The following is a 24,326-nucleotide window of genomic DNA, read 5'->3' as shown; positions in this document are numbered from 1 at the left end:
CGCGCCTATGGCGCCAGCAACGCCGCAATGCGCTGGCGCAACTGCTCCATCTGCTGTGTATCGTGCAGCGGCTGGTTGGCCGCGTCGGTGATGAAGAAAATGTCCTCCACGCGGGCGCCCAGGGTTGCGATTTTGGCATTCTGCAGGCGCACGTTGCACTCCATCAATGCCTTGCCGATTTGTGACAGCAGCCCGGGGCGGTCCGAACTGATCACCTCCATCACCGTGCGGTCATTGTAGGGATCGGGTTGGAAGATAACCTGGGTCGGAATGGTGAAGTGTTTCAGTTGGCGCGGCAGGCGGCGTTCGACTTTTTGCGGAGGTGCATCGGGATAGGCCAGCACATCGTGCAGCGTGGTTTCCAGTTCCTGGATGCGCCAGGCATCGCTCACCGGGGCGCCGTCTTCCTCCAGCACGATATAGGTATCCAGGGTGTAGCCGTCGCGCGAGGTCATGATACGGGCATCGGTGATGGTGAGCCCCATCTGATCCAGGGTGCTGGTGGTAAGGGCGAACAGGTTGTCGTGGCGTGGGGTGTAGATGAATACCTCGGTGCCGCCATGCTGGGTCTGCTGGCGGATCAGAATTAGCGGCGGCGGGCTGTCCTGCGCCGCAATGATCGACTCGGTATGCCACGCAATGGCGTCGATGGTGTAGCGCAGGAAGTAGTCGTCGTCCAGGCGCGACCAGAGGGCGTCGATGGCCTGCGCTGAAACGGCACGGTCGCGCACCCGTTTGCGCGCCTCTTCCTTGGTCTCGGCGATCAGTTCGTCGGCATCGATGGGGTTGGTGAGGCCGCGGCGCAGGGCGTTGCGTGTGCTGTTGTACAGCGTGTTGAGCAGGGTGCCCTTCCAGGAGTTCCACAGTGTGGGGCTGGTGGCGCGGATGTCGGCGATGGTGAGCAGATAGAGATAGTCCAGATGTACGCGGTCGCCCACGGCGGCAGCAAAGGCGTTCACTACGTCCGGGTCGTTGATGTCCTGGCGCTGGGCGGTGGCCGACATCAGCAGATGGTTGCGTACCAGCCAGGCGGCGAGGCGGGTGTCGTAGTCGGACAGCTGGTGGTTGCGGCAGAATTCCGTTACCTCTTCGGCCCCCAGCACCGAGTGATCGCCGCCGCGGCCCTTGGCGATGTCGTGAAACAGGGCGGCGACGTACAGCACTTCGCGCTTGGGGATCTGGTCCATCAGCTCGCTGCATAGCGGGAACTCGGCCTTGTATTGCGTATAGGCGTAGCGGCGCACGTTGCGCAGCACGAACAGGGTGTGTTCGTCCACGGTATAGACGTGGAACAGGTCGTGTTGCATCTGGCCGACGATGCGGCCGAAGGCCGGCAGGTAGGCGCCGAGCAGGCCGAAGCGGTTCATGTGGCGCAAGGCAGTGTGTACGCCGCGCGGTTGGCGCAGCAGTTCCATGAACAGGCTGCGGCAGCGCAGGTCGGCGCGGAATTCGTCGTCGATGAGATGCAGGTGGCTGCGGATCAGACGGATGGTCTCGGCGCGTATGCCCTTGAGGTGTTCGTGCTGCGCCAGTAGGAGGAACAGCTCCAGCAGGGCGAAGGGCTGACGGCGGAATACCAGGTCGTTGCTGACCTCGAGAAAACCGTTGCGTGTCTGGAAGCGGCGGTTGAGGGGGACAATCTGCGCCGGCTCGTCGACGAGCAGGATCTTTTCCTGGAACAGTTGCAGCAGCATTTCGTTGAGCTGGCCCAGTTCCATCACCGTGCGGTAGTAGCGCTTCATGAACTGCTCCACCGCCAGGGTGGCATCTTCATCCTGGTAACCGAACTGGCGGGCGAGGGCGCGCTGGTGGTCGAACAGCAGGCGGTCTTCGCGGCGGCGGGCCAGCAGGTGCAGGCCGAAGCGTACGCGCCAGAGGAAGTTCTGGCCGTCGATGAGGGTGCGGTATTCCCCGGGGGTCAGGAAGCCGTGGCCGACCAGGTCGTCCAGGGTCTGGCCGCCGAAGTGGCGCTTGGCCACCCAGCCGATCATCTGGATGTCGCGCAGGCCGCCGGGGCCTTCCTTGACGTTGGGTTCCAGGTTGTAGGCAGTGTCGTGAAACTTGCGGTGACGGGCGATCTGTTCCTGCCACTTGGCGGCGAAGAACTCGCGTACCGGCCAGATGTGGTCCGGGCCGACTACCTGGCGCATGGCGTAGTACAGGCCGGCGTCGCCACCCAGCAGGCGCGACTCCATCAGATTGGTGGCGACAGTGATGTCGGCCCGGCCCTCGCGCTCGCAGTCGGCCACCGAGCGCACACTGTGGCCCACCTCCAGCCCCATGTCCCACAGGAACAGCAGAAACCCTTCCAGGGCCTGATGCAGGGCGGGCAGTTCGCCCACCGGCAGCAGAACCATCAGGTCGATGTCGGAATAGGGATGCAGTTCGCCACGGCCGTAGCCGCCCACGGCGACCAGGGCCGCCTGATGTTGGCTCCCAGCCATGAGGTGTTGCCAGGCCCGGGCCAGCAGCTGGTCCACCACCCAGGCGCGGCCGCGCACCAACTGGACGATGGGGGCGCCGCGCTCGAAGCGCCGTGCCAGCACGGCATGGGCCTGGCGCAGGGCGTCGCGGAACAGGGGCAGGGGCGCGGCGCCCGCGGCGAGGGCGTCGTCGAAGGCCGCGCCGTCGAAGAGGACATCCTTTTCCATCAGAAGGTTATATGACCTCGCCGGAGCGGCGGGTGAGCACCTCGCAGCCGTCGTCGGTGACCAGGATGGTATGTTCCCACTGGGCCGACAGGCTGCGGTCCTTGGTCACCACGGTCCAGCCGTCGGGCAGCAGCTTGATGTGGCGCTTGCCGGCGTTGACCATGGGCTCGATGGTGAAGGTCATGCCCGGGGTCAGTTCCAGGCCGGTGCCGGGGGTGCCGTAGTGCAGCACCTGGGGCTCCTCATGGAAGTCCTTGCCGATGCCGTGGCCGCAGTATTCGCGCACGATGGAGTAGCCGTTGGCCTCGGCATGGTGCTGGATGGCGTGGCCGATGTCCCCCAGGCGTACCCCCGGCCGCACCAGGCGGATGCCGACCAACAGGCATTCATGGGCGACGCGGCACAGGCGTTCGGCCTTGATGGATGGTTTGCCCACCAGGAACATCATGCTGGTGTCGCCGTGGTAGCCATCCTTGATCACTGTGATGTCCAGATTGACGATGTCGCCGTCCTTCAGCTCACGGTCATTGGGGATGCCGTGGCAGACCTGATGGTTGATGGAGGTGCAGATGGACTTGGGGTAGCCGTGGTAGTTGAGCGGTGCCGGGATGGCCTGCTGGACGTTGACGATATGGTCGTGGCACAGCCGGTCCAGCGTGTCGGTGGTCACCCCGGGCTGCACATGGGGTGCGATCATCTCCAGCACCTCGGCGGCCAGGCGGCCGGCCACGCGCATTTTTTCCTGTTCTTCCGGGGTCTTGATGGTGACGCTCATGCAGCGATTCCTGGGGGTTGGCGGCTGTCGGACGGCCGCATCGGGGCGGGTATGCCGTTGTTGCGGAACGGTGATTATGGTATAAAGCGCGGCTTCAATAGGCAAACCCGCGTTTATTGAGTTTTTAGTTTTTCAAATCCGCACACGTACCGTCACACTGGCCGGGGTGCCTTCAGGGTCTATCACCCGGGGGTCGGCCAGCGGGGTACGTGGAGGCCCAACCCTGAAAGAGGAATGTTTCAAATGGCAAACGTGACCATGCGTCAGATGCTGGAGGCCGGTGTTCATTTCGGCCACCAGACCCGTTACTGGAACCCGAAGATGGCGCCCTACATCTTCGGCGCCCGCAACAAAGTCCACATCGTCAACCTGGAAAAGACCGTCCCGCTGTTCAACGAGGCGATGAATTTCCTGGGTTCCATGGCATCCAAGCGCGGCACCATCCTGTTCGTCGGCACCAAGCGCCAGGCCCGCGACATCATCGCCGCCGAGGCACAGCGCTGCGGTATGCCCTACGTCAACCACCGCTGGCTGGGCGGCATGCTGACCAACTTCAAGACCGTCAAGCAGTCCATCAAGCGGCTGAAGGATCTGGAGAGCATGGAGCAGGACGGCAGCATGAACCGCGTCTCCAAGAAGGAAGCGCTGCTGATGCGCCGCGAGATCGACAAACTGCAGCGCTCCATCGGTGGTATCAAGGACATGGCCAGCCTGCCGGACGCCCTGTTCATCATCGACGTCGGCCATGAGAAGAACGCCATCGCCGAGGCCAAGACCCTGGGTATCCCGGTGATCGGCGTGGTCGATACCAACAACAGCCCGGACGGTGTCGACTACGTCATCCCCGGCAACGACGACGCCATCCGCGCCATCACCCTGTACGTGCAGGCAGCGGCGGACAGCATCCTGGCCGGCCGCAGCGCGTCCGGCGCCGGTGCGGTGGACGAGTTCGTCGAGGTCGAAGAAACCGCCCGTTAAGCCGGATGGCGACCTGAAGACAAAAAAGGGGGCCAGGCCCCCTTTTTTGAATGTATTGCCGAACCGGCGGCCGCAGGCCGCCGACAGATTTCCGATTTTCTAGCGAGGATTACAAGATGGCTGAAATTACCGCTGCCCTGGTCAAGGACCTGCGTGAGCGCACCGGCGCCGGCATGATGGAGTGCAAGAAGGCCCTGACGGAAACCAACGGCGACATCGAGGCCGCCATCGAGCACATGCGTAAGGCCGGCATGGCCAAGGCCGACAAGAAGGCCGGCCGCACCGCTGCCGAGGGCCTGATCATCGTCAAGGCCGCCGCCGACGGCAAGCGCCTGGTGATGGTGGAAGTGAACTGCGAAACCGACTTCGTCACCAAGGGCGACGATTTCCGCAACTTCGCCAACGCCGTGGGCGAGGTGGCCCTGAACTCCGGCGCCAACGACATCGACGCCCTGCTGGCCGCCAAGATGCCCGACGGTATGACCGTGGCCGACGCTACCAAGGCTCTGATCGCCAAGATCGGCGAGAACTCCGCCGTGCGCCGCATGGTGGCCTACAACAGCGATAACATCCTGGTGAACTATCTGCACGGCACCCGCATCGGCGTGGTGGTCGAGTTGCAGGGCGGCACTGCCGAACTGGCCCGCGACATCGCCATGCATGTGGCCGCCAGCCGTCCGCAGTGTGTGTCCGAGGATCAGGTACCGGCCGAGCTGATCGAGAAGGAGCGCGAGATCTATACCGCGCAGTCCGCCGACAGCGGCAAGCCCGCCGACATCATCGCCAAGATGGTGGACGGCCGCATCAAGAAGTTCCTCAAGGAAGTCACCCTGCTGGGCCAGCCCTTCGTCAAGAACCCGGACATCAGCGTGGAGAAGCTGGTGAAGGACGCCGGCGCCAAGGTGATCGGTTTCACCCGCTTCGAGGTAGGCGAGGGCATCGAGAAGAAGACCGTCAATTTCGCCGAGGAAGTGGCCGCCCAGGCCGCCGCCACGAGCAAGTAAGTCATGGGAGACGCCGCCAAACCGGTTTACCACCGCGTCCTGCTCAAGCTGAGCGGTGAGGCCCTAATGGGCAAGCAGGGGTTCGGTATCGACCCGGAAGTCGCTCAACGCATCGCCCGGGAGATTGCCGCGGTGGTCAGGGCGGGGGTGCAGGTCGGCGTGGTGATCGGCGGCGGCAATATCTTCCGTGGTGTCAGTCTGGCGTCGTCCGGCATGGACCGGGCGGCAGCCGATCAGATCGGCATGTTGGCCACGGTGATCAACTCTCTCAACATGCAAGGGGCGTTGGAAAAGGAAGGGCTGCAAGTGCGGGTGATGTCGGCCCTGCCGATCCCCGCCGTGTGCGAAGATTTCGTGCGCAGCAAGGCCATCCGTCACCTGGAAAAGGGGCGGCTGGTGATCTTCGCTGCCGGAACCGGCAACCCCTTCTTCACCACCGACTCGGCCGCCAGTCTGCGCGGCATCGAGATCAATGCTGACCTGGTACTCAAGGCTACCAAGGTAGATGGTGTCTACAGCGCCGATCCAGTGAAAGATCCGAGCGCCACCCGCTACGGTCGGCTGACCTATGACGAGGTACTGGAGCGCAAGCTGGAGGTGATGGATGCCACCGCCATCGTGCTGTGCCGTGATCACCGCATGCCGCTGCGTGTGTTCAATATGAACAAGCCGGGCGCCCTGATGAACATCATGCTGGGACGGGACGAGGGCACCCAGGTCGAAGCCTAGGCTTTGGAGGAAACATGCTCAACGACATCAAGAAAGACGCCGAAACGCGCATGAAGAAGAGCGTGGACGCGCTGAAGGGTGAACTGACCAAATTGCGCACCGGCCGCGCCCATCCCAGCCTGCTGGAGCACATCACCGTGGAGTATTATGGTTCGATGGTGCCGCTGAGCCAGGTGGGTAATATCGGTGTGGAGGATGCCCGTACCCTCACCATCACCCTGTGGGAGCGCAATATGATCCAAGCGGTGGAAAAGGCCATCCTTACCTCCGACTTGGGACTCAATCCCAGTTCCGCCGGCACCGTGATACGTATCCCCATGCCGCCGCTCACCGAGGAACGCCGCCGCGAGTTGATCAAGGTGGTGCGTCACGAAGGAGAAGGTGCCAAGGTGGCCATCCGCAACATCCGCCGCGATGCCAACAATGATCTGAAAGAGCTGCTCAAGGCCAAGGAGATCAGCGAGGACGACGAGCGCCGTGGCCAGGATGAAATCCAGAAACTCACGGACCGTTACATTGTCGAAGTCGACAAGGTCCTGGAAACGAAGGAAAAGGACCTGATGGAAATTTGAGTTCCAAGTTACAAGTGGCAAGTGACGAGAGGGAAAGTCACTGGCGGGTGTTTAACTAACGGGGATTTTCTTTTTGCAACTTGCAACTTGAAACTTGTAACTAGCGTTCCATGTCCGACTCCGAACTGTATGCCCGCAAACTCCCGCGCCATGTGGCCATCATCATGGATGGCAACGGGCGCTGGGCACGCAAGCGCGGACTGCCGCGCTTTGCCGGTCACAAGGCCGGCATGGACAGCGTGCGGGCCATGGTCAAGGGATGCCTTGAACGGGGTATCGAATATCTGACCCTGTTTGCCTTCAGCAGCGAAAACTGGCGCCGTCCGGCGGAAGAAGTAGGGCTGCTGATGAATCTGTTCATGACCGCCCTCGACATGGAGGTCAAAAAGCTGCACAAGCACGGTGTGCGGCTGCGCATCATCGGCGATTGCAGTGCCTTTGCCCCTGAGCTGCAAAAGCGCATCGCTGCTGCCGAGGAACTCACGTCCGGCAATACGGCTCTTAATCTGATTATCGCCGCCAATTACGGTGGGCGCTGGGATATCACCCAAGCCTGTCGCTTCGTGGCTGAACAAGTAGCGCGCGGTGAGCTGGCGGCCGATGCCATCACTCCGGCAGTCATCGAAACGCACCTCTCCTTGGCGGGATTGCCGGAGCCGGATCTGTTCATCCGTACCGGCGGCGAGCAGCGCATCAGTAATTTTCTGCTCTGGCAATTGGCCTATACCGAACTCTATTTCACCCCGCTGCTGTGGCCTGAATTCGACGAGCAGGCCTTCGCTGCAGCACTGGAATCCTTCGCCAGTCGGCAGCGGCGCTTTGGTCGCACCGGCGAGCAGGTGGAGCAATTGCTCGATGCTTAAGCTACGTGTAATCACGGCGCTGATTCTGGCTCCTCTGGCCATTTGGGCTACGCTGGCGCTGCCTGGACCTTGGTTTGCGGCCATACTCGGCGTCATTTTCGTTTTGGGCGCTTGGGAGTGGTCACGCCTGGCGGGCCTGCAACACGTGGTCCTGCGCCACTTTTATGTCGCGATCTTCGTCGGTGTCATGATTGCACTGCTCAATCGCGACACGATCGGCTATCTGCTGTTTTTCGTTGCCGCCGCCGGCGTGCTGTGGTGGTGTGTAGCGCTGGTTTTCGTGCTGCGTTTTCCGCACGGCGGCGCACTGTGGAAGCGGTATCCCAGCCTGGTGAGCTTCGCCGGCATGCTGACCCTGTTGCCTGGCTGGGTCAGTCTGGCCGGCCTGCAGTGGCACACCGGGCCGCGCCATGCCTTGTTTGTCATACTGCTCGTCTGGGGCGCGGATATCGGCGCCTATTTCGCCGGCCATGCCTACGGTCGGCGCAAGCTGGCGCCGCAGGTCAGTCCCGGCAAGACCTGGGCTGGTGTCGGCGGTGCGATGGCCGCGACCCTGCTCATCACTCTGCTTGGCACGCCGCTGCTTGGTTTACCACTGACGGCGCTTTCCTGGATGTTGCCCCTAACCCTGCTTGTAGTGGCTGCATCGATTGTCGGTGATCTGACCGAGAGCATGTTCAAGCGGCTCGCTGCGGTGAAGGATAGCGGTGGTCTGTTGCCCGGACATGGCGGTGTGCTCGACCGTATCGACAGCCTTACCGCGGCGGCGCCGGTGTTCGTGTTTGGTTTCTTCCTCTGGCACGCGTTGTCATGATCGGTGTGACCGTACTCGGCGCGACCGGTTCGATTGGGCGCAGCACGCTGGATGTGTTGGGGCGGCACCGTGACCGTTATCGTGTGGTAGCCCTCACCGCCAACAGTCAGGTGGACAAGCTGTATGAACAGTGTCTGGAGTTTCGTCCTGCCTATGCCGTGATGGGTGATGCCACGGCTGCCGAGCGTCTGGCGGCCCGCCTGCGTGACAGCGCGCCGGACATTATTGTGTTGGCGGGAACTTCCGGTTTGGAGCAGGTCGCTGCACTGCCAGAAGTCGAGTATGTCATGGCGGCTATTGTAGGCGCGGCCGGCCTGCTGCCGACACTCGCCGCGGCGCGCGCCGGCAAGCATGTGCTGCTTGCCAACAAAGAGGCACTGGTGATGTCGGGCCGCCTGTTCATGGAGGCGATACAGCAGAACAATGCCGTGCTGCTGCCCATCGACAGTGAGCACAACGCCATCTTCCAGTGCATGCCCTCGGGTTTTTCCACTGGCTTCGAGCATGTCGGTGTGCGCCGCATCCTGCTCACCGCTTCAGGTGGTCCCTTCCGCACCACACCGCTCGAGCAGTTGGCTGCCGTTACTCCGGAGCAGGCGGTGGCTCATCCCAACTGGAGCATGGGGCGCAAGATATCGGTGGATTCCGCCACCATGATGAACAAGGGTCTGGAGGTGATCGAGGCCTGCTGGTTGTTCAACACCACACCGGCACAGGTGCAGGTGGTGTTGCATCCGCAGAGCGTAATCCACTCGATGGTCGAATATGTCGATGGTTCGGTATTGGCGCAACTCGGTAATCCGGACATGCGTACACCCATTGCACACGCCCTGGCCTGGCCGGAGCGCATGGAGTCCGGTGTCGGTAGCCTGGATATCTTCAGTGTGGCGCGGCTGGATTTCAGTGCCCCCGATCTGAACCGTTTTCCCTGCCTGCGCCTCGCCGTGGAGGCGATGGAGTCCGGTGGAACCAGCTCGGCCATCCTCAATGCCGCCAACGAGATAGCGGTAGAGTCTTTCCTGCAGCGCCGTATCGCCTATACCGCCATCCCGCAGGTGATCGAGGCGGTGCTGATGGAAGTCACTGCCCATGACGCCGACAGCATGGAGCAAATTCTTGCCGATGACGCCGCTGCGCGCATGGCAGCGGAACGTCAGGTGGCGATGCGGGGTCTGAGGCACTGATGCTTGATTTTCTCCTGACACCACTGCTGTTCGTTTTCGCCATCAGTGTGCTGATTGCAGTACATGAATTCGGCCACTATTGGGTAGCACGGCGCATGGGGGTCAAAGTATTACGTTACTCCATCGGTTTTGGTAAACCATTGTGGCTGCGTCGCAGTGGACCTGATCAAACCGAATATGTCATCGCAGCCATTCCGCTCGGTGGCTATGTCAAGATGCTGGATGAACGCGAAGGCGATGTGGCCGCACATGAACTGGACCGGGCCTTCAACCGGCAACCCTTGCGCAAGCGTACTGCCATTGTGGCTGCCGGGCCGTTGTTCAATCTGCTGTTTGCCGTACTGGCCTACTGGTTGATGTATGTCACCGGCACTCCAGGCATGCGTCCTTTGCTGGGGGATATGGCGCCGACGAGTCTGGCATATCAGGCCGGCTTGCGCAGCGAACAGGAGGTGCTGGCAGTGGACGGCCGCGCCACGCCGACCTGGGGTGCAGTGCTGGAGTCGCTGCTGCCTTATGCCTTGCGCAAGGAAGCAGTAACCGTCACGGTGAATGACGGCGGCGTCGAATACCGCTATCAGCTGCCTCTCGATCAATTGCAGGGAGAAGTAGATGCCAATACCTTCAGCAAGGTGATTGGCCTGCAGCCCTATCGACCACATATTGCTCCGGTGCTCGATGAGATAACGCCCGATTCTGCGGCGGCCCGGGCAGGGTTGCAGGCGGGCGATGAAATCGTTGCCATCGACGGTATCGCTATTGCCGATTGGGAGGACATGGTCCTCAAGGTGCGTGAAAATCCAGAGACCGACTTGCAGTTCCGGGTGCGGCGTGGCAGTGAGGAATTCGAGGTGCAGGTGCGGCCGGTTGCACATGAGACAGCGGCTGGTATGGTAGGACGTATCGGTGCGGGCGTGCGCATCAATCCACAACTGGCCGAGCATCTACGCAGCGAGTGGCGTCTCGGACCTGTGGCCGCTATCGGTGCCGCACTACACAAAACCTGGGACATGTCCGCCCTGACCGTGCGTATGCTGGGCGAAATGGTCGTCGGACGGGTGTCGACGGAAAATATCAGCGGACCGATCACCATCGCAGTTTATGCCAGGAGTTCGGCCTTGGCCGGCTTCGCACAATTCCTTGCTTTCCTGGCGGTGGTCAGCATCAGCCTGGGGGTATTGAACCTGTTGCCAGTACCGATTCTTGATGGTGGTCACCTGCTGTTTTATCTGATTGAGGGGATCAAGGGCAGCCCGGTATCGGAACAGACCGAGGCAATGGCTGCCCGCATAGGTATTGCCCTTATTGTGATGCTGATGACCCTGGCCATGTATAACGATCTGGCACGCCTGATGGGGGGAGAATGAAGAATAGAAGCCCGCACCTGGCGCGCGTGATAGCGCTGGCTTGTGCTACCTTGCCACTGCCTGCCTGGGCCTTGGATCCCTTTGTCATCGATGATATTCGCGTTGAGGGTCTGCAACGTATTTCCATCGGCACCGTATTCAATTATCTGCCGCTCAAGCGTGGCGACCAGTTCGATGACAAGGTAAGCGTGGAGGCGATTCAGGCGCTGTATCGCACGGGTTTCTTCAAGGATGTAGTGCTGGAGCGGGAGGGCGACACCCTGGTGATATTTGTCGCCGAACGTCCCGCCATTTCCAGCATCAGCATCGAAGGTAACAAGAGCATTCCCACCGAGCAGTTGCTGGAAAGTCTCAAACGCATCGGTTTTGCCGAGGGGCGCGTATTCGATCGTTCCATGCTGGATAAGGTGGAGCAGGAATTGAAACGCCAGTACCTGGCCATGGGTAAATACGGCATGGGGTTGAAGTCCACCATTACGCCCGAAGAGCGCAATCGTGTCGCTATACATATCGCTGTCGCGGAAGGTGATGTTGCCACAATTTATCGTATCAATATTGTCGGTAACAAGGCCTTCTCCAGCGAAGAATTGTTGCGCCAGTTTCAGCTCGGTTCGCGCCCGCCATTTTCACTGTTCAGCGACAAAGATAAATATTCCAAGCAGAAATTGGCTGGCGATCTGGAAACCCTGCGCTCCTGGTACCTGGACCGTGGCTACATCAACTTCAAGATCGACTCTACCCAGGTTTCCATCACACCCGACTATGAACATATCTACGTCACCGTCAATGTCAGCGAGGGCGAGCGCTACACTGTGCGCGAAGTAAAAATGGCGGGCGAGAGCATTGTACCGCACGAGGTTCTGCGCGAACTGATCAGCATCCAGCCGGGTGATACCTTTTCACGTAAGCAGATCACGGAAAGCACAACACGCATCAGTGAGCGCCTGGGTAATGAAGGTTATGCCTTTGCCAATATCAATGCCATGCCCGAGTTGGACGAGGAGAAGAAAGAGGTCTCGCTGACGTTTTTTGTCGATCCCGGTAAGCGCGTCTATGTTCGCAGAGTCAATGTCCTGGGTAATGCCAAAACACGAGATGAGGTTATACGGCGCGAGTTGCGCCAGATGGAGAGTGGTTGGATATCTACCGAACGTGTCAAACGCTCACGTATGCGCCTGGAACGACTCAGTTATATCGAGGGGGTCAGCGTGGAAACCCCGGCAGTCCCTGGAACGGCCGATCAGGTGGACGTTAACTACACTATCCACGAACGCGATGCCTTCGGTAGTCTGAGCTTTGGCGTCGGCTACGGTGATGCCCAGGGGGTGTTGTTCAACGCCAGCGTGTCACAGGATAATTTCCTCGGCACAGGACAGCGCTTTTCCGTTGACATCAATAATAGCAAGGCATCCACGGTCTATGCCCTGAATGTGGTGGACCCGTATTACACCATGGACGGTATCAGCCGCAGCCTGAACTTCTTCTACCGCACAACTGATGCCGGCGAAGCGAGTGTGGCCGATTACTGGACCGATACCTATGGTGCCGGTGTTGCGTTTGGTATCCCCGTGGCCGAGTTCACCACGGTGCGTGTGGGGGGTGCTTATGAGCACACCTATCTCAAGAATGTGGCGCAGTCCTCGCAGCGTATTCAGGACTTCGTGGCCGATAATGGCGATACCCATGAAGCGTACAAACTCGAACTGGGCTGGACGCGCGATACCCGCAATCGTTATCTCTTCCCCTCGTCCGGGCAGCAGATCAGTCTGGGCACGGAGCTGGCCCTGCCGGCGGGCAGTCTCAATTTCTACAAGCTGAGCTATCGCCACAAGCTGTATGTGCCGCTGAGCCAGTCGGTGACCTTCTCGGCCGGTGGAGAATTGGCCTATGGCAACAGCTATGGTGATACGGTAGGTACTCTGCCGCCCTTCGAGCGTTACTACGCCGGTGGTGCACGTACCGTGCGCGGCTACAAGTCCAGCAGCCTGGGTTCGGCGGCCACCAAGGACAGCTACGGCGATCCTGTCGGCGGCAATGCCCGGGTGCTGGGCAATCTGGAGTTGATTTTGCCCGGACCCTTTGGGGAGAATAGCAACGCGACCCGGGTGGGTGTGTTCCTGGATGCCGGCAATGTGTACGATACCGGCAAGGAAAGTGTGGATTTGGGCGAGCTGCGCTATGCTTCCGGTCTGACTCTTTACTGGATGACCCCGGTGGGGGCCATGACCTTTACGGTGGCCAAGGCCCTTAATGCCAAGCCGGAAGATCAGACCGAAAGCTTCCAGTTCAATCTGGGCACCCTCTATTAAGGAGCGATACGTTGAACAGATTCTTCCAGACTGCGCTAGGTATATTTCTGCTGCTGGGAACCGCTTCTGTTCTGGCCGCCGAAGCACGGGTTGGATTCGTCAATACCCCCCGTATTCTTGAGTTGGCTCCACAGGCCAAACTTGCGCGCGAGCGCCTGGAGCAGGAATTCGCTCCCCGCGACAGCGAACTGGCTACCGCTCAGAAGAACCTCAAGGCGCAGGAAGAAAAGCTGGCGCGTGATGGTGCCCTCATGACCCTTGAGGAGCGCCGCAAGCTCGAAATCGACGTCCGTATGCAGGAACGTGATCTGAAACGTTCCCGCGAGGCGTTTACTGAGGATCTCAACTTACGCCGCAATGAGGAATTTGCACGTCTGCAGAGGGAGGTGGGAGATGCTATCGTTGCCATCGCCAAGCAGGATGGGTATGACCTGATTTTCGAAACCGGTGTGGTCTACGCCAGTGAGCGTGTCGATCTGACCGAGCGGGTGCTGGGCCTGTTGCGTCAGCAGTTTGAAGCCCAGAACAAGAAAAACACCAAGTGAGCATCACTCTCGCGGAACTCGCCCAGCGCCTGGGGGCGCGGCTGGTCGGAGACGGGCAGCGCATCATCGATGGCGTAGCCACCTTGGTTGGCGCTACTGCCGGTACTGTTACATTTCTTACCAACCCCCGCTATCGCAAACATCTCCAGGCGACACAGGCCACTGCTGTCATTCTTAGAGAAGACGACCTCGAGTTTTGTCCGACGAATGCACTCGTGGTTGCCAATCCGCATGTGGCCTATGCGCGAACTGCCGCACTTTTCGTTCCCGCTTTGGATGCCATACCCGGCATTCATCCTACGGCGGTCGTTGCCGGCTCGGCCCGTATCGACGCCAGTGCCAGCATCGGGCCGCACTGCGTCGTCGGCGCCGATTGCACCATTGGATCCGGTGCCGTTATCGGGCCAGGTTGTGTGTTGGAGCATGGTGTCAGCATCGGCGCCGGAACCCGTCTTGTTGCCAATGTCACCGTCTACTACGGTTGCCGTATCGGCGACCGTTGTCTGATTCATGCTGGTGCAGTCATCGGTTCGGACGGCTTTGGCTTTGCCAATGATCGCGGTAGCTGGGTGAAGGTTCCGCAGTTGGGCGCCGTGGAAATCGGTGACGATGTGGAAATCGGCGCGAATACCACAATCGATCGTGGTGCAATCGAGAATACGGTACTCGAACATGGTGTCAAGCTGGATAACCAGATCCAGGTGGCGCACAATGTGCGCATTGGTGCGAATACCATCATGGCTGCTTGTGTGGGAGTGGCTGGCAGTACAGTAATAGGCAAAAATTGCACCTTTGCAGGTGGTGTCGGTGTCGTTGGCCATTTAGAGATAGCGGATGGCGTGACAGTGACCGGGATGTCCATGGTAACCAAGTCACTCAAGGAGCCGGGGGTCTATTCGTCCGGTACGCCACTGGAAAGCAGTGAACTATGGCACAAGAACGCTGTGCGGTTCAGACAACTGGATGATATGGCTCGGCGTTTGAAACATCTGGAAAAAGAACTGCAAGAACTGAAGAAAGGGTAGTGCCTTGAATACGATGGATATACACGAAATTCTCGAATACCTGCCGCATCGCTATCCGTTCCTGCTGGTGGACAAGGTTGTCGACTACAAGCCGGGTGAGTATCTCATCGGCGTCAAGAACGTATCGGTAAACGAACCGTTCTTCCCGGGGCATTTTCCGCAGCGCCCAGTGTTCCCCGGCGTGCTGATCATGGAGGCGCTGGCGCAGGCGACCGGTCTGCTGGCGTTCAAGTCCCAGGATAAAAAGCCGGATGGAAGCTCGCTGTATTATTTCGCTGCCATCGACAACTGTCGCTTCAAACAGCCGGTGCAGCCGGGCGATCAGATGTTTCTCGAAGTCAAACTTCTTACTACCAAGCGCAATATCTGGAAGTTCAGTGCTGAAGCCAAGGTTGACGGCAAGGTTGTGGCCAGTGCCGAGTTGATGTGCGCGGAGCAGGTGATGGCATGAGCATTCATCACACCGCCATCGTCGATCCGCAGGCAAAGATCGGCACCGGGGTGAGCATTGGTGCCTATTCCATCATCGGTGCCGATGTCGAGATCGGTGACAATACCTGGATTGGTCCGCATGTGGTGATCAACGGCCCGACTCGCATCGGCCGTGACAACAGGATCTACCAGTTCGCGTCCCTTGGTGAGGCGCCGCAGGACAAGAAATACAACGGCGAACCGACCCGTCTGGAGATCGGTGATCGCAACGTCATCCGCGAGTGTGTCACTATGAACCGCGGTACTCCGGGGGGCGGCGGTGTCACGCGTATCGGCAGCGACGGCCTGTTCATGGCCTATATCCATGTTGCCCACGACTGCCATATCGGCGACAAGGTCATCTTCTCCAACAATGCCTCCCTGGCTGGCCACGTGCATGTGGGCAACCAGGTAATACTGTCCGGCTTTACGCTGGTGCATCAATTCTGTTCCATCGGTGATCATGCCTTTACCGGCATGGGCAGCGCCATCTCCAAGGACGTGCCGCCCTATCTGATGGTGGCGGGCAATCCGGCGGAACCGCACGGCATCAACAAGGAAGGACTCAAGCGTCGTGGCTTCAGTCCGCAGTCGATCCAGACCCTGCGTCAGGCCTACAAAGTGCTGTATCGCACCGGCCTGTCGCTGGATGAGGCGACGGCGCGCCTGAAGGAAATGGCGCAGACCTGTCCGGAACTGAAGATCTTCGTCGACTTCATCGCCAACTCCAAGCGCAGCATCATCCGTTAATAGCGGGATGCCTGGATAAAAACGCGCCAAGATTATTTCAGTCCCTGGCGATAGCTGCTCGCCCTGTTGAACCTGAAAAGCTCAATCAGTCCGCCAATAAACGTGAATGGACGCAAATAAGATTTCAGGATCGACGCCTGTGGCAGCCCCCTTCAGCCGCCGGGTGGGCCAGCCACCGTTGTAACAAGCGGAGTATTTGCGTTCATTCGCGGACTCCATTGCTTTTGAGTTGAACCGGCCGGAGTTTGAAGTCCAGACGGGCGAGCAGTGACCCCTGGCGCTTATGGCTTTCAGGTCTGCATGAGTCCATCCCGGACTGCGCAGATCGCGGCGCATCCCTGAGCAGCGGAAGCTCTGAACCTGTTCGGAGCTTACCTTAGGAAGGTCTGAATAAGTCCATCCTGGAGTTCTCAGACCACGCCAAGCGAAAAGTGTGATTTTCGCTTGGCTTCATTTTTCAACGACTTATCGTCGTTGAAAAATGGCGGCACATTCCTGTGCCGCGGAAGCTCTGAACTTATTCAGAGCTTCCCTTACCTTGGGTGCTGTTGCCTGGGCGTTCGTGTTATCGGGGCGTGGGTATATCAAGCATCTGTAGTACTACGCGTGCTACGTTGTCCGAAGCGCCGGCCGCCCCCAGCTTTTCCCGCACCAGACTCAGTCTTTCGCGCATTTGTGCGTTGCGCATCGTGTCGTACAGGAGGCTCTCTGCCTCGTCCGCTATCCTGTCTGCCTTGGCGTCATGCTGGATCAGTTCCGGTGCAATGCGTGCACCGGCGACGATATTGCATAGGGCGATGTGATTCACTTTTACCATGCGGCTCATGATGCGGTAGCTGAGTGGAGCGATTTTATAGATTACCACCAGCGGAGTGCGCATCAGAGCAATCTCCAGGGTGGCGGTGCCGGAGGCGCTGACGATGGCGTCGCAGGCGGCCATCACGTCGTAGGCACGTCCGGGGACTACGGTGACCGGCACGTTGCGCCCGGCGAAGTGGGGTGCGAGATCGGCCTCGCTCAGCGTCGAGGCGCGCGGCAGTATGAATTGCAGGTCCGGGTGCTTTGTGTGCAATTGCGCCGCGGCATCGAGCAGGACCGGCAGCAGGCGCTTGATTTCGCTGCGGCGGCTGCCGGGAAACAGGCCGAGCACCTTGCGCGCGGGGTCGAGGCCGAATGCGCGGCAGGCACCAATATGGTCGAAGCTGCTGTGCACCTCCTCCACCAGCGGATGGCCGACGAAGGTCACCGGTACGCCGGCATTGCGATAGAACGGCTCCTCGAAGGGAAACACCACCGCCATGTGGTCCACCAGCTCGCGGATGCGGTGCACGCGTTCCTGACGCCAGGCCCAGATCTGCGGACTGATGTAATACAGCACTTTGATGCCCAGCTCTTTCGCCGTCTTGGCCAGGCGCAGGTTGAAGTCGGGATAGTCTACCAGGATCAGCAGGTCGGGACGTTCCTCGCGCAGTTTGCGCCGCATCAATTGCAATGCACCGTAGATGGTGGGGAAGTGGGCCAGCACCTCGAACAGGCCGACCACCGCCATGACGCGTGAATCCACCAGCGTATCCACGCCCTCGGCGCGCAGTTGATCGCCGCCGATGCCGAAGAAGCGAATGTCCGGCCGCTGTCGCTTCACCGCCCGTACCAGACCGGCGGCACGGGCATCGCCCGACGCCTCCCCGGCGATGATCATGACTTTTCTGTGCATAAAGGCCGTCAAACGCAAAGACGCGAAGGGCGCAAAGAACGCAAAGGATGCAATGGATTAGGTAAGGGTAGCGAAAAGCGCAGTCTCAGCATTTCTTTGCGGCCCTCTGCGTCCTTTGCGTCTTGCGTTGAATGCTTTTGCCTTTTCCAGCGTTAACTCACCACGCCGCGGATGACGTCGAGCACCTGGTCCACCTGGGCGTCGGTCAGCTCCGGGAAGATCGGCAGCGACAGGCACTGCGCTGCCACCTGCTCACTCACCGGCAGCTTGATGCCGCGGCAGGTGTCGGCGAAGGCCTGCTGCTGGTGCAGCGGGATCGGATAGTAGATGGCGTTGGCGATTTGCGCCTCGTTGAGCGCCTTCTGGATGGTATCGCGCTTGGGCGACAGCAGGGTGTACTGATGGTACACGTGACGGCCCTTGCCGTCCTCGAACGGCGGGATCACGTCGGGCATCTGCGCCAGGGCAGCGCTGTAGCGATGGGCGGCGCGACGGCGGCCTGCGTTGAACTGCTCGATGCGCTTCAGTTTCACGCGCAGGATCACCGCCTGCAATTCATCCAGGCGGCTGTTGTAGCCGATGATGTCGTGGTGATAGCGCACCTTGCTGCCGTGGTTGCGCAGCATGCGCAGGGTCTCGGCCATCGCAGCGTCGTTGGTCGTGACCATGCCGCCGTCGCCGTAGCAGCCCAGGTTCTTGCTGGGGAAGAAGCTGTGGCAGCCGGCCAGGCCGATACTGCCGGTCATCTTGTCGCCATAGGCGGCGCCGAAGGACTGGGCGCAGTCCTCGATCACCTGCAGCTTGTGCTGCTCGGCGATGGCCATGATGGCGTTCATGTCGGCGGGTTGGCCGAACAGGTGCACTGGGATGATCGCCTTGGTGCGCGGGGTGATGGCCGCCTCGATCTTGCTGACGTCGATGTTGAAGGTGTGTGGGTCGATGTCGACAAAAACCGGGATGGCGCCGACATAACGGATCGCCTCGGCGGTGGCGATGAAGGTAAACGGGGTGGTGATCACCTCGTCGCCTTCCTCGATGCCTGCCGCACGTACGGCGAGGTGCAGCGCATCGGTGCCGTTGGCGCAGCTGATGGCGTGCTCGACCCCCAGATATTCGGCGGCCTCTTTTTCGAAGGCCTGCACGTTGGGGCCGAGGATGAACTGGGTGGCTTCCAGTGCCTGCCGGATGCCGCTGTCGATTTCCGCCTTGAGGGTCTGGTACTGGCCCTTCAGATCAACCATTGGGATCATTCGTAATTTCTCCGCCGGGCCTCAGGCGCCGGTCTGTTGCTGGAACAATTCGCTGATGTGGATCGCCGTGGCAAGGGCGGCGCGGCCGTCCTCGCCGGTGACCGGGGGCTTGCCGCCGCTGCTGATGGCTTCGAGGAAGGCGATGATCTCGGCCTTGATGGCATCGGAGTTCTCGAAGATGCTTTCTTCGGACTTGATCTCCGGGATGCCGGGGAACATTTCCTTTTCGCCCTTGCGGTGCACGCTGAGGATCTTGTCCTGGAAGTCCACCGAGATATAGGCGTCGCTCTGGAAGATGCGCATCTTGCGCTGCGGCTTCATGCTCACGCGGCTGGCGGTGACGTTGGCCACGCAGCCGTTCTCGAACTTGATGCGGGCGTTGGCGATATCGACCTCCTTGGTCAACACCGACACGCCGTCGGCGTCGATGTGTTTGATCGGCGAACGTACCAGGCTCTGGATGATGTCGATGTCGTGGATCATCAGGTCGAGCACCACGTTGACGTCGGCACCACGCGGGTTGAACGGCGCCAGGCGGTGCGACTCGATGAAGCGCGGTTCGGAAAGCACGCCGTCGAGGGCGAGCACTGCGGAGTTGAAGCGCTCCAGGTGGCCGACCTGCAATACCAGCTTGTTGCGCGCGGCGATGGCGATGAGCTCGTCGGCCTCGGCGACGGTGACGGTCATCGGCTTTTCCAGCAACACGTGGATCCCGCTTTCGAGGAAGAACTTCGCCACTTCGTAGTGACGCTGGGTCGGCACCACGATGCTCACCGCCTGCACCTTGCCGGCCAGTTCCCGGTAATCGGTGAGGGCGGTGGTCTTGCATTCGCCGGCGACACGGGCGGCGGTTTCGGCGTTGGCGTCCACCACGGCCAGCAGTTCGGAATTGGGGAGTGCGGCGTATTTCTGGGCGTGGAAGCGGCCCAGGTAACCGACGCCGACCACGGCGGTCTTGATCTTGTCCATTGCGTTTCCGTCCGGGCGAAAGAGCCCCTGAAATGAAGCGGCAAATGGTCGCATTTACCGCCCGCCAAAGCAATGAACGGCGCTGCGACATGACGGCATGCCAGGCGCCCGGTATGCTAGCCGCTTCACAGATTCTGCAGGTGGTTATGGAACAGCAATACGGTCTGGAGTTCGGCAGCACGGCGCTGCTGGTGGCGGGGGTGGACGAGGTGGGCCGCGGCCCCCTGGCCGGCCCGGTGGTGACGGCAGCGGTGATCCTCGATCCGGCGCGGCCCATCGACGGGCTGGCCGACTCCAAGAAGTTGAGCGAGAAGAGGCGCGAGGCGCTGGCCGAGCTGATCAAGGAACGGGCGCTGGCCTGGGCCATCGGCCGTGCCGAGGTGGAGGAAATCGACCGTCTCAACATCCTGCAGGCCACCCTGCTGGCGATGCAGCGGGCGGTGGCGTCCCTGGATCCGGCGCCGCAGCACGCCCTCATCGACGGCAACCGCTGTCCCAAACTGCCGTGCACGGCCGAGGCCATCATCCAGGGCGACGGCAAGGTGCCGGTCATCAGCGCCGCCTCGATCCTGGCCAAGGTGACGCGCGACCGCGAAATGGTCGAGATGGACGCGCTCTACCCGGGTTACGGTCTCGCCGGTCATAAGGGCTACCCCTGCAAGGCCCATATCGAGGCGCTGGAGCGTCTGGGGCCGACTCCCATCCACCGCCGTTCCTTCGGGCCGGTGAAAAAGCTGCTGTAGGGCGGGTTTCAACCCGCTGGCGCCTCGGTACCGCCAGCGTTTTGCCGGCCGAAAACGGCCCCTGCCGTTCGACACTCACCTGTCAAGACTTGCATCTCCCGGCCCAACTCCCGACACTTGCCGCCCATGCAACCGTCCTTTATCCACCTCCGCGTCCACACCGAATACTCCCTGGTGGACGGTCTGGTGCGGGTCAAGCCGCTGGTGAAGGCGGTGGCCGCCGCCGGCATGCCGGCGGTGGCGGTGACCGACCAGAGCAACCTGTTCGCCATGGTGAAGTTCTACAAGGCGGCTCAGGGGGAGGGCGTGAAGCCCATCGTCGGCGCCGACCTGTGGATCGCCGGTGCGCAGGACGGCGCCCCGCCGACGCGTCTGACCCTGCTGTGCAAGGACGCGGAGGGTTACCGCAACCTGTCCGAACTCATTTCCCGCAGCTACATCGAGGGCCAGCACCGCGGCGTGCCGGTCATCGAGCGCGGCTGGCTGTCCGGCCACCTCAAGGGGCTGATCGCCCTGTCCGGCGGGCGCGAGGGCGATGTGGGGCAGGCCTTGCTGGGCGATAACCGCGACCTTGCCGCCCAACTCATCACCGACTGGCTGCGCCTGTTCGGCGACAACTACTACCTGGAGTTGACCCGCACCGGCCGCGAGGGTGAGGAGGGCTATCTGCATGCCGCCGTGGCCTTGGCCGGGATGATGAACGTTCCGGTGGTGGCGACCAACGACGTGCGTTTCCTCAAGCCCACCGATTTCGAGGCCCACGAGGCCCGCGTCTGTATCCACGACAGCCGCACCCTGGACGACCCGCGCCGGCCCAAGCGCTACTCCGAGCAGCAGTACTTGAAGACCCCGGAGGAGATGGCCGAGCTGTTTGCCGACATCCCCGAGGCGCTGGAAAACTCGGTGGAAATCGCCCGCCGCTGCAACCTGACCCTGACCCTGGGCAAGTATTTCCTGCCGGACTTCCCGGTCCCGGCGGGCATGACCATGGATGAATTTTTCCGCGACGAGTCGCGTAAGGGGCTGGAGTTGCGCCTGCTCCGGCTGTTCGACCCGCAGTCCCCTGATTATGAGGAAAAGTGCCGACCCTACCGCGAGCGGCTGGAGATCGAACTGGACGTCATCATCAAGATGGGTTTTCCCGGCTACTTCCTCATCGTGGCCGACTTCATTCAGTGGGCCAAGCGCAACGGTATTCCTGTGGGACCGGGACGCGGCTCGGGCGCCGGCTCGCTGGTGGCCTATGCGCTGACAATAACTGATTTGGATCCATTGGCTTACGACCTTCTCTTCGAGCGTTTTCTCAACCCGGAACGCGTCTCCATGCCCGACTTCGACGTCGATTTCTGCATGGAGGGCCGCGACCGCGTCATCGAGTACGTCGCCGAGCATTACGGCCGCGAGAAGGTCTCCCAGATCATCACCTACGGCTCCATGGCGGCCAAGGCGGTGGTGCGCGACGTAGGCCGGGTCATGGGCCATCCCTATGGGTTCGTGGACCAGATCGCCAAGCTGATCCCCTTCGAGCTGGGCATTACCCTGGATGACGCCCTGGAGAAGGAGCCGGCCCTCAAGGATCGCTACGAGCGCGATGAGGAGGTGCGCAATCTCATCGACATGGCGCGCCAGTTGGAGGGCATCACCCGCAACGCTGGCAAGCACGCCGGCGGTGTGGTCATCGCCCCGACCGCGCTGACCGACTTTGCCCCGCTGTACTGCGAACAGGGCGCCCAGGGCGTGGTGACCCAGTTCGACAAGGACGACGTGGAGGCGGTGGGGCTAGTGAAGTTCGACTTCCTCGGTCTGCGCACCCTGACCATCATCGACTGGGCTCTGGGCAACATCCGGCAGCAGACCGGCGAGACCATCGACATCACCGCCATCCCGCTCAATGACAAGCCGTCCTTCGATCTGCTCAAGGCCTGCCAGACCACCGCCGTATTCCAGCTCGAATCGCGCGGCATGAAGGACCTGATCAAGCGCCTGCAGCCGGATACCTTCGAGGACATCATCGCCCTGGTGGCCCTGTTCCGCCCCGGCCCGCTGGAGTCGGGCATGGTGGACGACTTCATCAACCGCAAGCATGGCCGTGCCAAGGTCGAATACCCGTTCCCGGAGACCGAGCCGATCCTCAAGCCGACCTACGGCGTCATCGTCTACCAGGAACAGGTGATGCAAATCTCCCAGGTGATCGGCGGCTACACCCTGGGCGGCGCCGACCTGCTGCGCCGCGCCATGGGCAAGAAGAAGCCGGAGGAGATGGCCAAGCAGCGCGAGATATTCCTGGCCGGTGCCGCGAAGCTCGGATTCGACTTGAAGAAGGCTGGCGATCTCTTTGATTTGATGGAGAAGTTCGCCGGTTACGGCTTCAATAAATCGCACTCTGCCGCCTACGCCCTGGTGTCTTACCAGACCATGTGGCTCAAGGCGCACTATCCGGCGGCCTTCATGGCGGCGGTATTGTCGGCGGATATGGACAACACCGACAAGGTGGTGACCCTCATCGACGAGTGCCGCAACATGGGGCTCAAGGTGGTGCCGCCGGCGGTGAACACCAGCCAGTACAAGTTCACCGTGCGCGCCGACAATGCCGTGGTCTACGGCCTCGGCGCCATCAAGGGGGTGGGCGAGGGCGCCATCGAGGGCATCGTCAGCGAACGCGAGGCCCATGGCCCCTATGCCGACCTGTTCGACTTCTGCAAGCGCATCGACCTGAAAAAGGCCAACCGCCGTGTGCTGGAGGCCCTGATCCGTGCCGGCGCCCTGGATGGTCTCGGCCCGAACCGTGCCACCCTGATGGCGGCGCTGCCGCAGGCCCTGCAGGTGGCCGAGCAGCACCTGCAGAACCACCAGGCCGGTGTGGACGACCTGTTCGGCTTCGCCCCGGCGGGGGAGGCCGATTCTGGTCCCGCCGTGTACGAGGAGGTGCCGGAGTGGAACGACGAAATCCGCTTGAACGGCGAGAAGGAAACCCTGGGCCTGTACCTGACCGGCCATCCCATCGACCGTTTCCTGCCCGAGCTGGCCCGTTTCACCAGTTGCCGCTTGGCCGAGCTTTCCGCCGACCGGCCACGCGCGGTTACCGTGGCCGGGCTGGTGGTGGCCCTGCGCACCCGCCCCACCAAGCGCGGCGACCGTATGGGGTTCGTCACCCTGGACGACCGCAGCGGCCGCCTGGAAGTGACCCTGTTCGGCGACAGCTACGCCCGTTTCCAGCACCTCATCAGCCAGGACAAGGTGATCGTGGTGCAGGGCGAGGTGCGCCACGACGATTATTCCGGCGGTCTGGTGCTGCGTGCCGAGGAGGTGTTCGACCTGGAACTGGCGCGCAACCACTACGCCAAGCGCCTGGTGGTCAGTGTTGACGCCGACAAGGCCGGCAACGGCTTTACCGATGCCCTGGAACGGGTGCTCGGACCCTACTGCGAGGGACGCTGCCCGGTGCAGCTGGACTATGTCAATGGCCGGGCCCGCGCCCGCATGACCCTGGGGGAGCAGTGGCGCGTGCGCCCCAGCGAGGAACTTTTGCACCGGCTGGTGCAACTGGCCGGCCCCGAGGCGGTACGGCTGGAGTATTGAGTTGTGGTCGGACTGACGTCCGACCTGCCAAGGA

General features: G+C 61.3%; 20 protein-coding genes. 15 read left to right on the top strand and 5 right to left on the bottom strand.

Annotated elements, in window-relative coordinates:
* Positions 1 to 5 precede the first annotated feature (5 nt).
* Together glnD and map are read right to left on the bottom strand one after the other, a co-directional pair.
* Positions 6 to 2,651, bottom strand: coding sequence for a [protein-PII] uridylyltransferase (glnD, locus tag EP379_RS08135; RefSeq protein WP_127477329.1), 2,646 nt, complete (start codon positions 2,649 to 2,651; stop codon positions 6 to 8).
* Between the two features lie 7 nt (positions 2,652 to 2,658).
* Positions 2,659 to 3,426, bottom strand: a complete 768-nt coding sequence (map, locus tag EP379_RS08130; RefSeq protein WP_127477328.1) for a type I methionyl aminopeptidase — start codon at positions 3,424 to 3,426, stop codon at positions 2,659 to 2,661.
* 243 nt (positions 3,427 to 3,669) lie between these two features.
* Between map and rpsB the strand changes: the two genes are divergently transcribed.
* From rpsB to lpxA, 13 genes are all read left to right on the top strand, one after another.
* Entirely contained in the window at positions 3,670 to 4,404 is a 735-nt protein-coding gene (rpsB, locus tag EP379_RS08125; protein ID WP_127477327.1) for a 30S ribosomal protein S2, read from the top strand.
* A gap of 116 nt (positions 4,405 to 4,520) precedes the next feature.
* Complete coding sequence (gene tsf, locus EP379_RS08120) at positions 4,521 to 5,408, top strand: translation elongation factor Ts (protein ID WP_127477326.1); 888 nt, start codon at positions 4,521 to 4,523, stop codon at positions 5,406 to 5,408.
* Positions 5,409 to 5,411: 3 nt separating this feature from the next.
* The gene (pyrH, locus tag EP379_RS08115) at positions 5,412 to 6,137 is read left to right on the top strand and encodes a UMP kinase (protein WP_127477325.1); all 726 of its coding nucleotides are present in this window, start codon (positions 5,412 to 5,414) and stop codon (positions 6,135 to 6,137) included.
* Between the two features lie 14 nt (positions 6,138 to 6,151).
* Complete coding sequence (frr, locus tag EP379_RS08110; RefSeq protein WP_127477324.1) at positions 6,152 to 6,709, top strand: ribosome recycling factor; 558 nt, start codon at positions 6,152 to 6,154, stop codon at positions 6,707 to 6,709.
* Positions 6,710 to 6,819: 110 nt separating this feature from the next.
* On the top strand, positions 6,820 to 7,572 hold the full coding sequence (gene uppS, locus EP379_RS08105) for a polyprenyl diphosphate synthase (protein ID WP_127477323.1): 753 nt from the start codon (positions 6,820 to 6,822) through the stop codon (positions 7,570 to 7,572).
* Entirely contained in the window at positions 7,565 to 8,386 is an 822-nt protein-coding gene (locus EP379_RS08100; protein ID WP_127477322.1) for a phosphatidate cytidylyltransferase, read from the top strand. Before uppS ends, EP379_RS08100 begins: the two co-directional genes overlap by 8 nt.
* The gene (ispC, locus tag EP379_RS08095) at positions 8,383 to 9,570 is read left to right on the top strand and encodes a 1-deoxy-D-xylulose-5-phosphate reductoisomerase (RefSeq protein ID WP_127477321.1); all 1,188 of its coding nucleotides are present in this window, start codon (positions 8,383 to 8,385) and stop codon (positions 9,568 to 9,570) included. Before EP379_RS08100 ends, ispC begins: the two co-directional genes overlap by 4 nt.
* Positions 9,570 to 10,937, top strand: a complete 1,368-nt coding sequence (gene rseP / locus EP379_RS08090) for an RIP metalloprotease RseP (RefSeq protein WP_127477320.1) — start codon at positions 9,570 to 9,572, stop codon at positions 10,935 to 10,937. The genes ispC and rseP overlap by 1 nt, the downstream gene beginning before the upstream one ends.
* Positions 10,934 to 13,246: an outer membrane protein assembly factor BamA gene (gene bamA / locus EP379_RS08085; RefSeq protein ID WP_127477319.1), complete on the top strand. Its 2,313-nt coding sequence runs from the start codon at positions 10,934 to 10,936 to the stop codon at positions 13,244 to 13,246. The genes rseP and bamA overlap by 4 nt, the downstream gene beginning before the upstream one ends.
* Positions 13,247 to 13,257: 11 nt before the next feature.
* Positions 13,258 to 13,791: an OmpH/Skp family outer membrane protein gene (locus EP379_RS08080; RefSeq protein ID WP_127477318.1), complete on the top strand. Its 534-nt coding sequence runs from the start codon at positions 13,258 to 13,260 to the stop codon at positions 13,789 to 13,791.
* Positions 13,788 to 14,816, top strand: a complete 1,029-nt coding sequence (lpxD, locus tag EP379_RS08075) for a UDP-3-O-(3-hydroxymyristoyl)glucosamine N-acyltransferase (RefSeq protein ID WP_127477317.1) — start codon at positions 13,788 to 13,790, stop codon at positions 14,814 to 14,816. The genes EP379_RS08080 and lpxD overlap by 4 nt, the downstream gene beginning before the upstream one ends.
* A gap of 4 nt (positions 14,817 to 14,820) precedes the next feature.
* Complete coding sequence (gene fabZ / locus EP379_RS08070) at positions 14,821 to 15,267, top strand: 3-hydroxyacyl-ACP dehydratase FabZ (RefSeq protein WP_127477316.1); 447 nt, start codon at positions 14,821 to 14,823, stop codon at positions 15,265 to 15,267.
* A complete protein-coding gene (gene lpxA / locus EP379_RS08065) occupies positions 15,264 to 16,037 on the top strand; it encodes an acyl-ACP--UDP-N-acetylglucosamine O-acyltransferase (protein WP_172600422.1) in 774 nt (257 codons plus the stop codon). Before fabZ ends, lpxA begins: the two co-directional genes overlap by 4 nt.
* A gap of 565 nt (positions 16,038 to 16,602) precedes the next feature.
* On the opposite strand, the gene lpxB is transcribed toward lpxA, so the two are convergent.
* The 3 genes from lpxB to EP379_RS08050 form a co-directional block, all read right to left on the bottom strand.
* Complete coding sequence (lpxB, locus tag EP379_RS08060; RefSeq protein WP_232023999.1) at positions 16,603 to 17,751, bottom strand: lipid-A-disaccharide synthase; 1,149 nt, start codon at positions 17,749 to 17,751, stop codon at positions 16,603 to 16,605.
* Between the two features lie 152 nt (positions 17,752 to 17,903).
* Positions 17,904 to 19,001 (bottom strand): DegT/DnrJ/EryC1/StrS family aminotransferase, encoded by a 1,098-nt coding sequence (locus EP379_RS08055; protein ID WP_127477314.1) that lies wholly within the window; start codon positions 18,999 to 19,001, stop codon positions 17,904 to 17,906.
* Positions 19,002 to 19,022: 21 nt separating this feature from the next.
* Complete coding sequence (locus EP379_RS08050) at positions 19,023 to 19,970, bottom strand: Gfo/Idh/MocA family protein (RefSeq protein WP_127477313.1); 948 nt, start codon at positions 19,968 to 19,970, stop codon at positions 19,023 to 19,025.
* Between the two features lie 113 nt (positions 19,971 to 20,083).
* Here EP379_RS08050 and rnhB point away from each other — a divergent pair, with 113 nt between their 5' ends.
* Both rnhB and dnaE read left to right on the top strand, forming a co-directional pair.
* Positions 20,084 to 20,713, top strand: coding sequence for a ribonuclease HII (gene rnhB / locus EP379_RS08045; protein ID WP_338055859.1), 630 nt, complete (start codon positions 20,084 to 20,086; stop codon positions 20,711 to 20,713).
* A 126-nt stretch (positions 20,714 to 20,839) separates the two neighbouring features.
* A complete protein-coding gene (gene dnaE / locus EP379_RS08040) occupies positions 20,840 to 24,292 on the top strand; it encodes a DNA polymerase III subunit alpha (protein WP_127477312.1) in 3,453 nt (1,150 codons plus the stop codon).
* Positions 24,293 to 24,326 lie beyond the last annotated feature (34 nt).

The organism is Sulfurivermis fontis (genome assembly GCF_004001245.1).
Lineage (GTDB): Bacteria > Pseudomonadota > Gammaproteobacteria > Thiohalomonadales > Thiohalomonadaceae > Sulfurivermis > Sulfurivermis fontis.
Note: the sequence above shows the minus strand (reverse complement) of the source record. Positions and strands in the feature narration are given on the sequence as shown.

Coding starts and splice junctions, on each gene's coding strand:
- glnD (WP_127477329.1), bottom strand. CDS start 2,651: ATGGAAAAGGATGTCCTCTTCGACGGCGCGGCCTTCGACGACGCCCTC.
- EP379_RS08100 (WP_127477322.1), top strand. CDS start 7,565: ATGCTTAAGCTACGTGTAATCACGGCGCTGATTCTGGCTCCTCTGGCC.
- rpsB (WP_127477327.1), top strand. CDS start 3,670: ATGGCAAACGTGACCATGCGTCAGATGCTGGAGGCCGGTGTTCATTTC.
- pyrH (WP_127477325.1), top strand. CDS start 5,412: ATGGGAGACGCCGCCAAACCGGTTTACCACCGCGTCCTGCTCAAGCTG.
- dnaE (WP_127477312.1), top strand. CDS start 20,840: ATGCAACCGTCCTTTATCCACCTCCGCGTCCACACCGAATACTCCCTG.
- map (WP_127477328.1), bottom strand. CDS start 3,426: ATGAGCGTCACCATCAAGACCCCGGAAGAACAGGAAAAAATGCGCGTG.
- lpxA (WP_172600422.1), top strand. CDS start 15,264: ATGAGCATTCATCACACCGCCATCGTCGATCCGCAGGCAAAGATCGGC.
- EP379_RS08050 (WP_127477313.1), bottom strand. CDS start 19,970: ATGGACAAGATCAAGACCGCCGTGGTCGGCGTCGGTTACCTGGGCCGC.
- uppS (WP_127477323.1), top strand. CDS start 6,820: ATGTCCGACTCCGAACTGTATGCCCGCAAACTCCCGCGCCATGTGGCC.
- bamA (WP_127477319.1), top strand. CDS start 10,934: ATGAAGAATAGAAGCCCGCACCTGGCGCGCGTGATAGCGCTGGCTTGT.
- lpxB (WP_232023999.1), bottom strand. CDS start 17,751: ATGCACAGAAAAGTCATGATCATCGCCGGGGAGGCGTCGGGCGATGCC.
- tsf (WP_127477326.1), top strand. CDS start 4,521: ATGGCTGAAATTACCGCTGCCCTGGTCAAGGACCTGCGTGAGCGCACC.
- rseP (WP_127477320.1), top strand. CDS start 9,570: ATGCTTGATTTTCTCCTGACACCACTGCTGTTCGTTTTCGCCATCAGT.
- rnhB (WP_338055859.1), top strand. CDS start 20,084: ATGCTAGCCGCTTCACAGATTCTGCAGGTGGTTATGGAACAGCAATAC.
- ispC (WP_127477321.1), top strand. CDS start 8,383: ATGATCGGTGTGACCGTACTCGGCGCGACCGGTTCGATTGGGCGCAGC.
- EP379_RS08055 (WP_127477314.1), bottom strand. CDS start 19,001: ATGATCCCAATGGTTGATCTGAAGGGCCAGTACCAGACCCTCAAGGCG.
- frr (WP_127477324.1), top strand. CDS start 6,152: ATGCTCAACGACATCAAGAAAGACGCCGAAACGCGCATGAAGAAGAGC.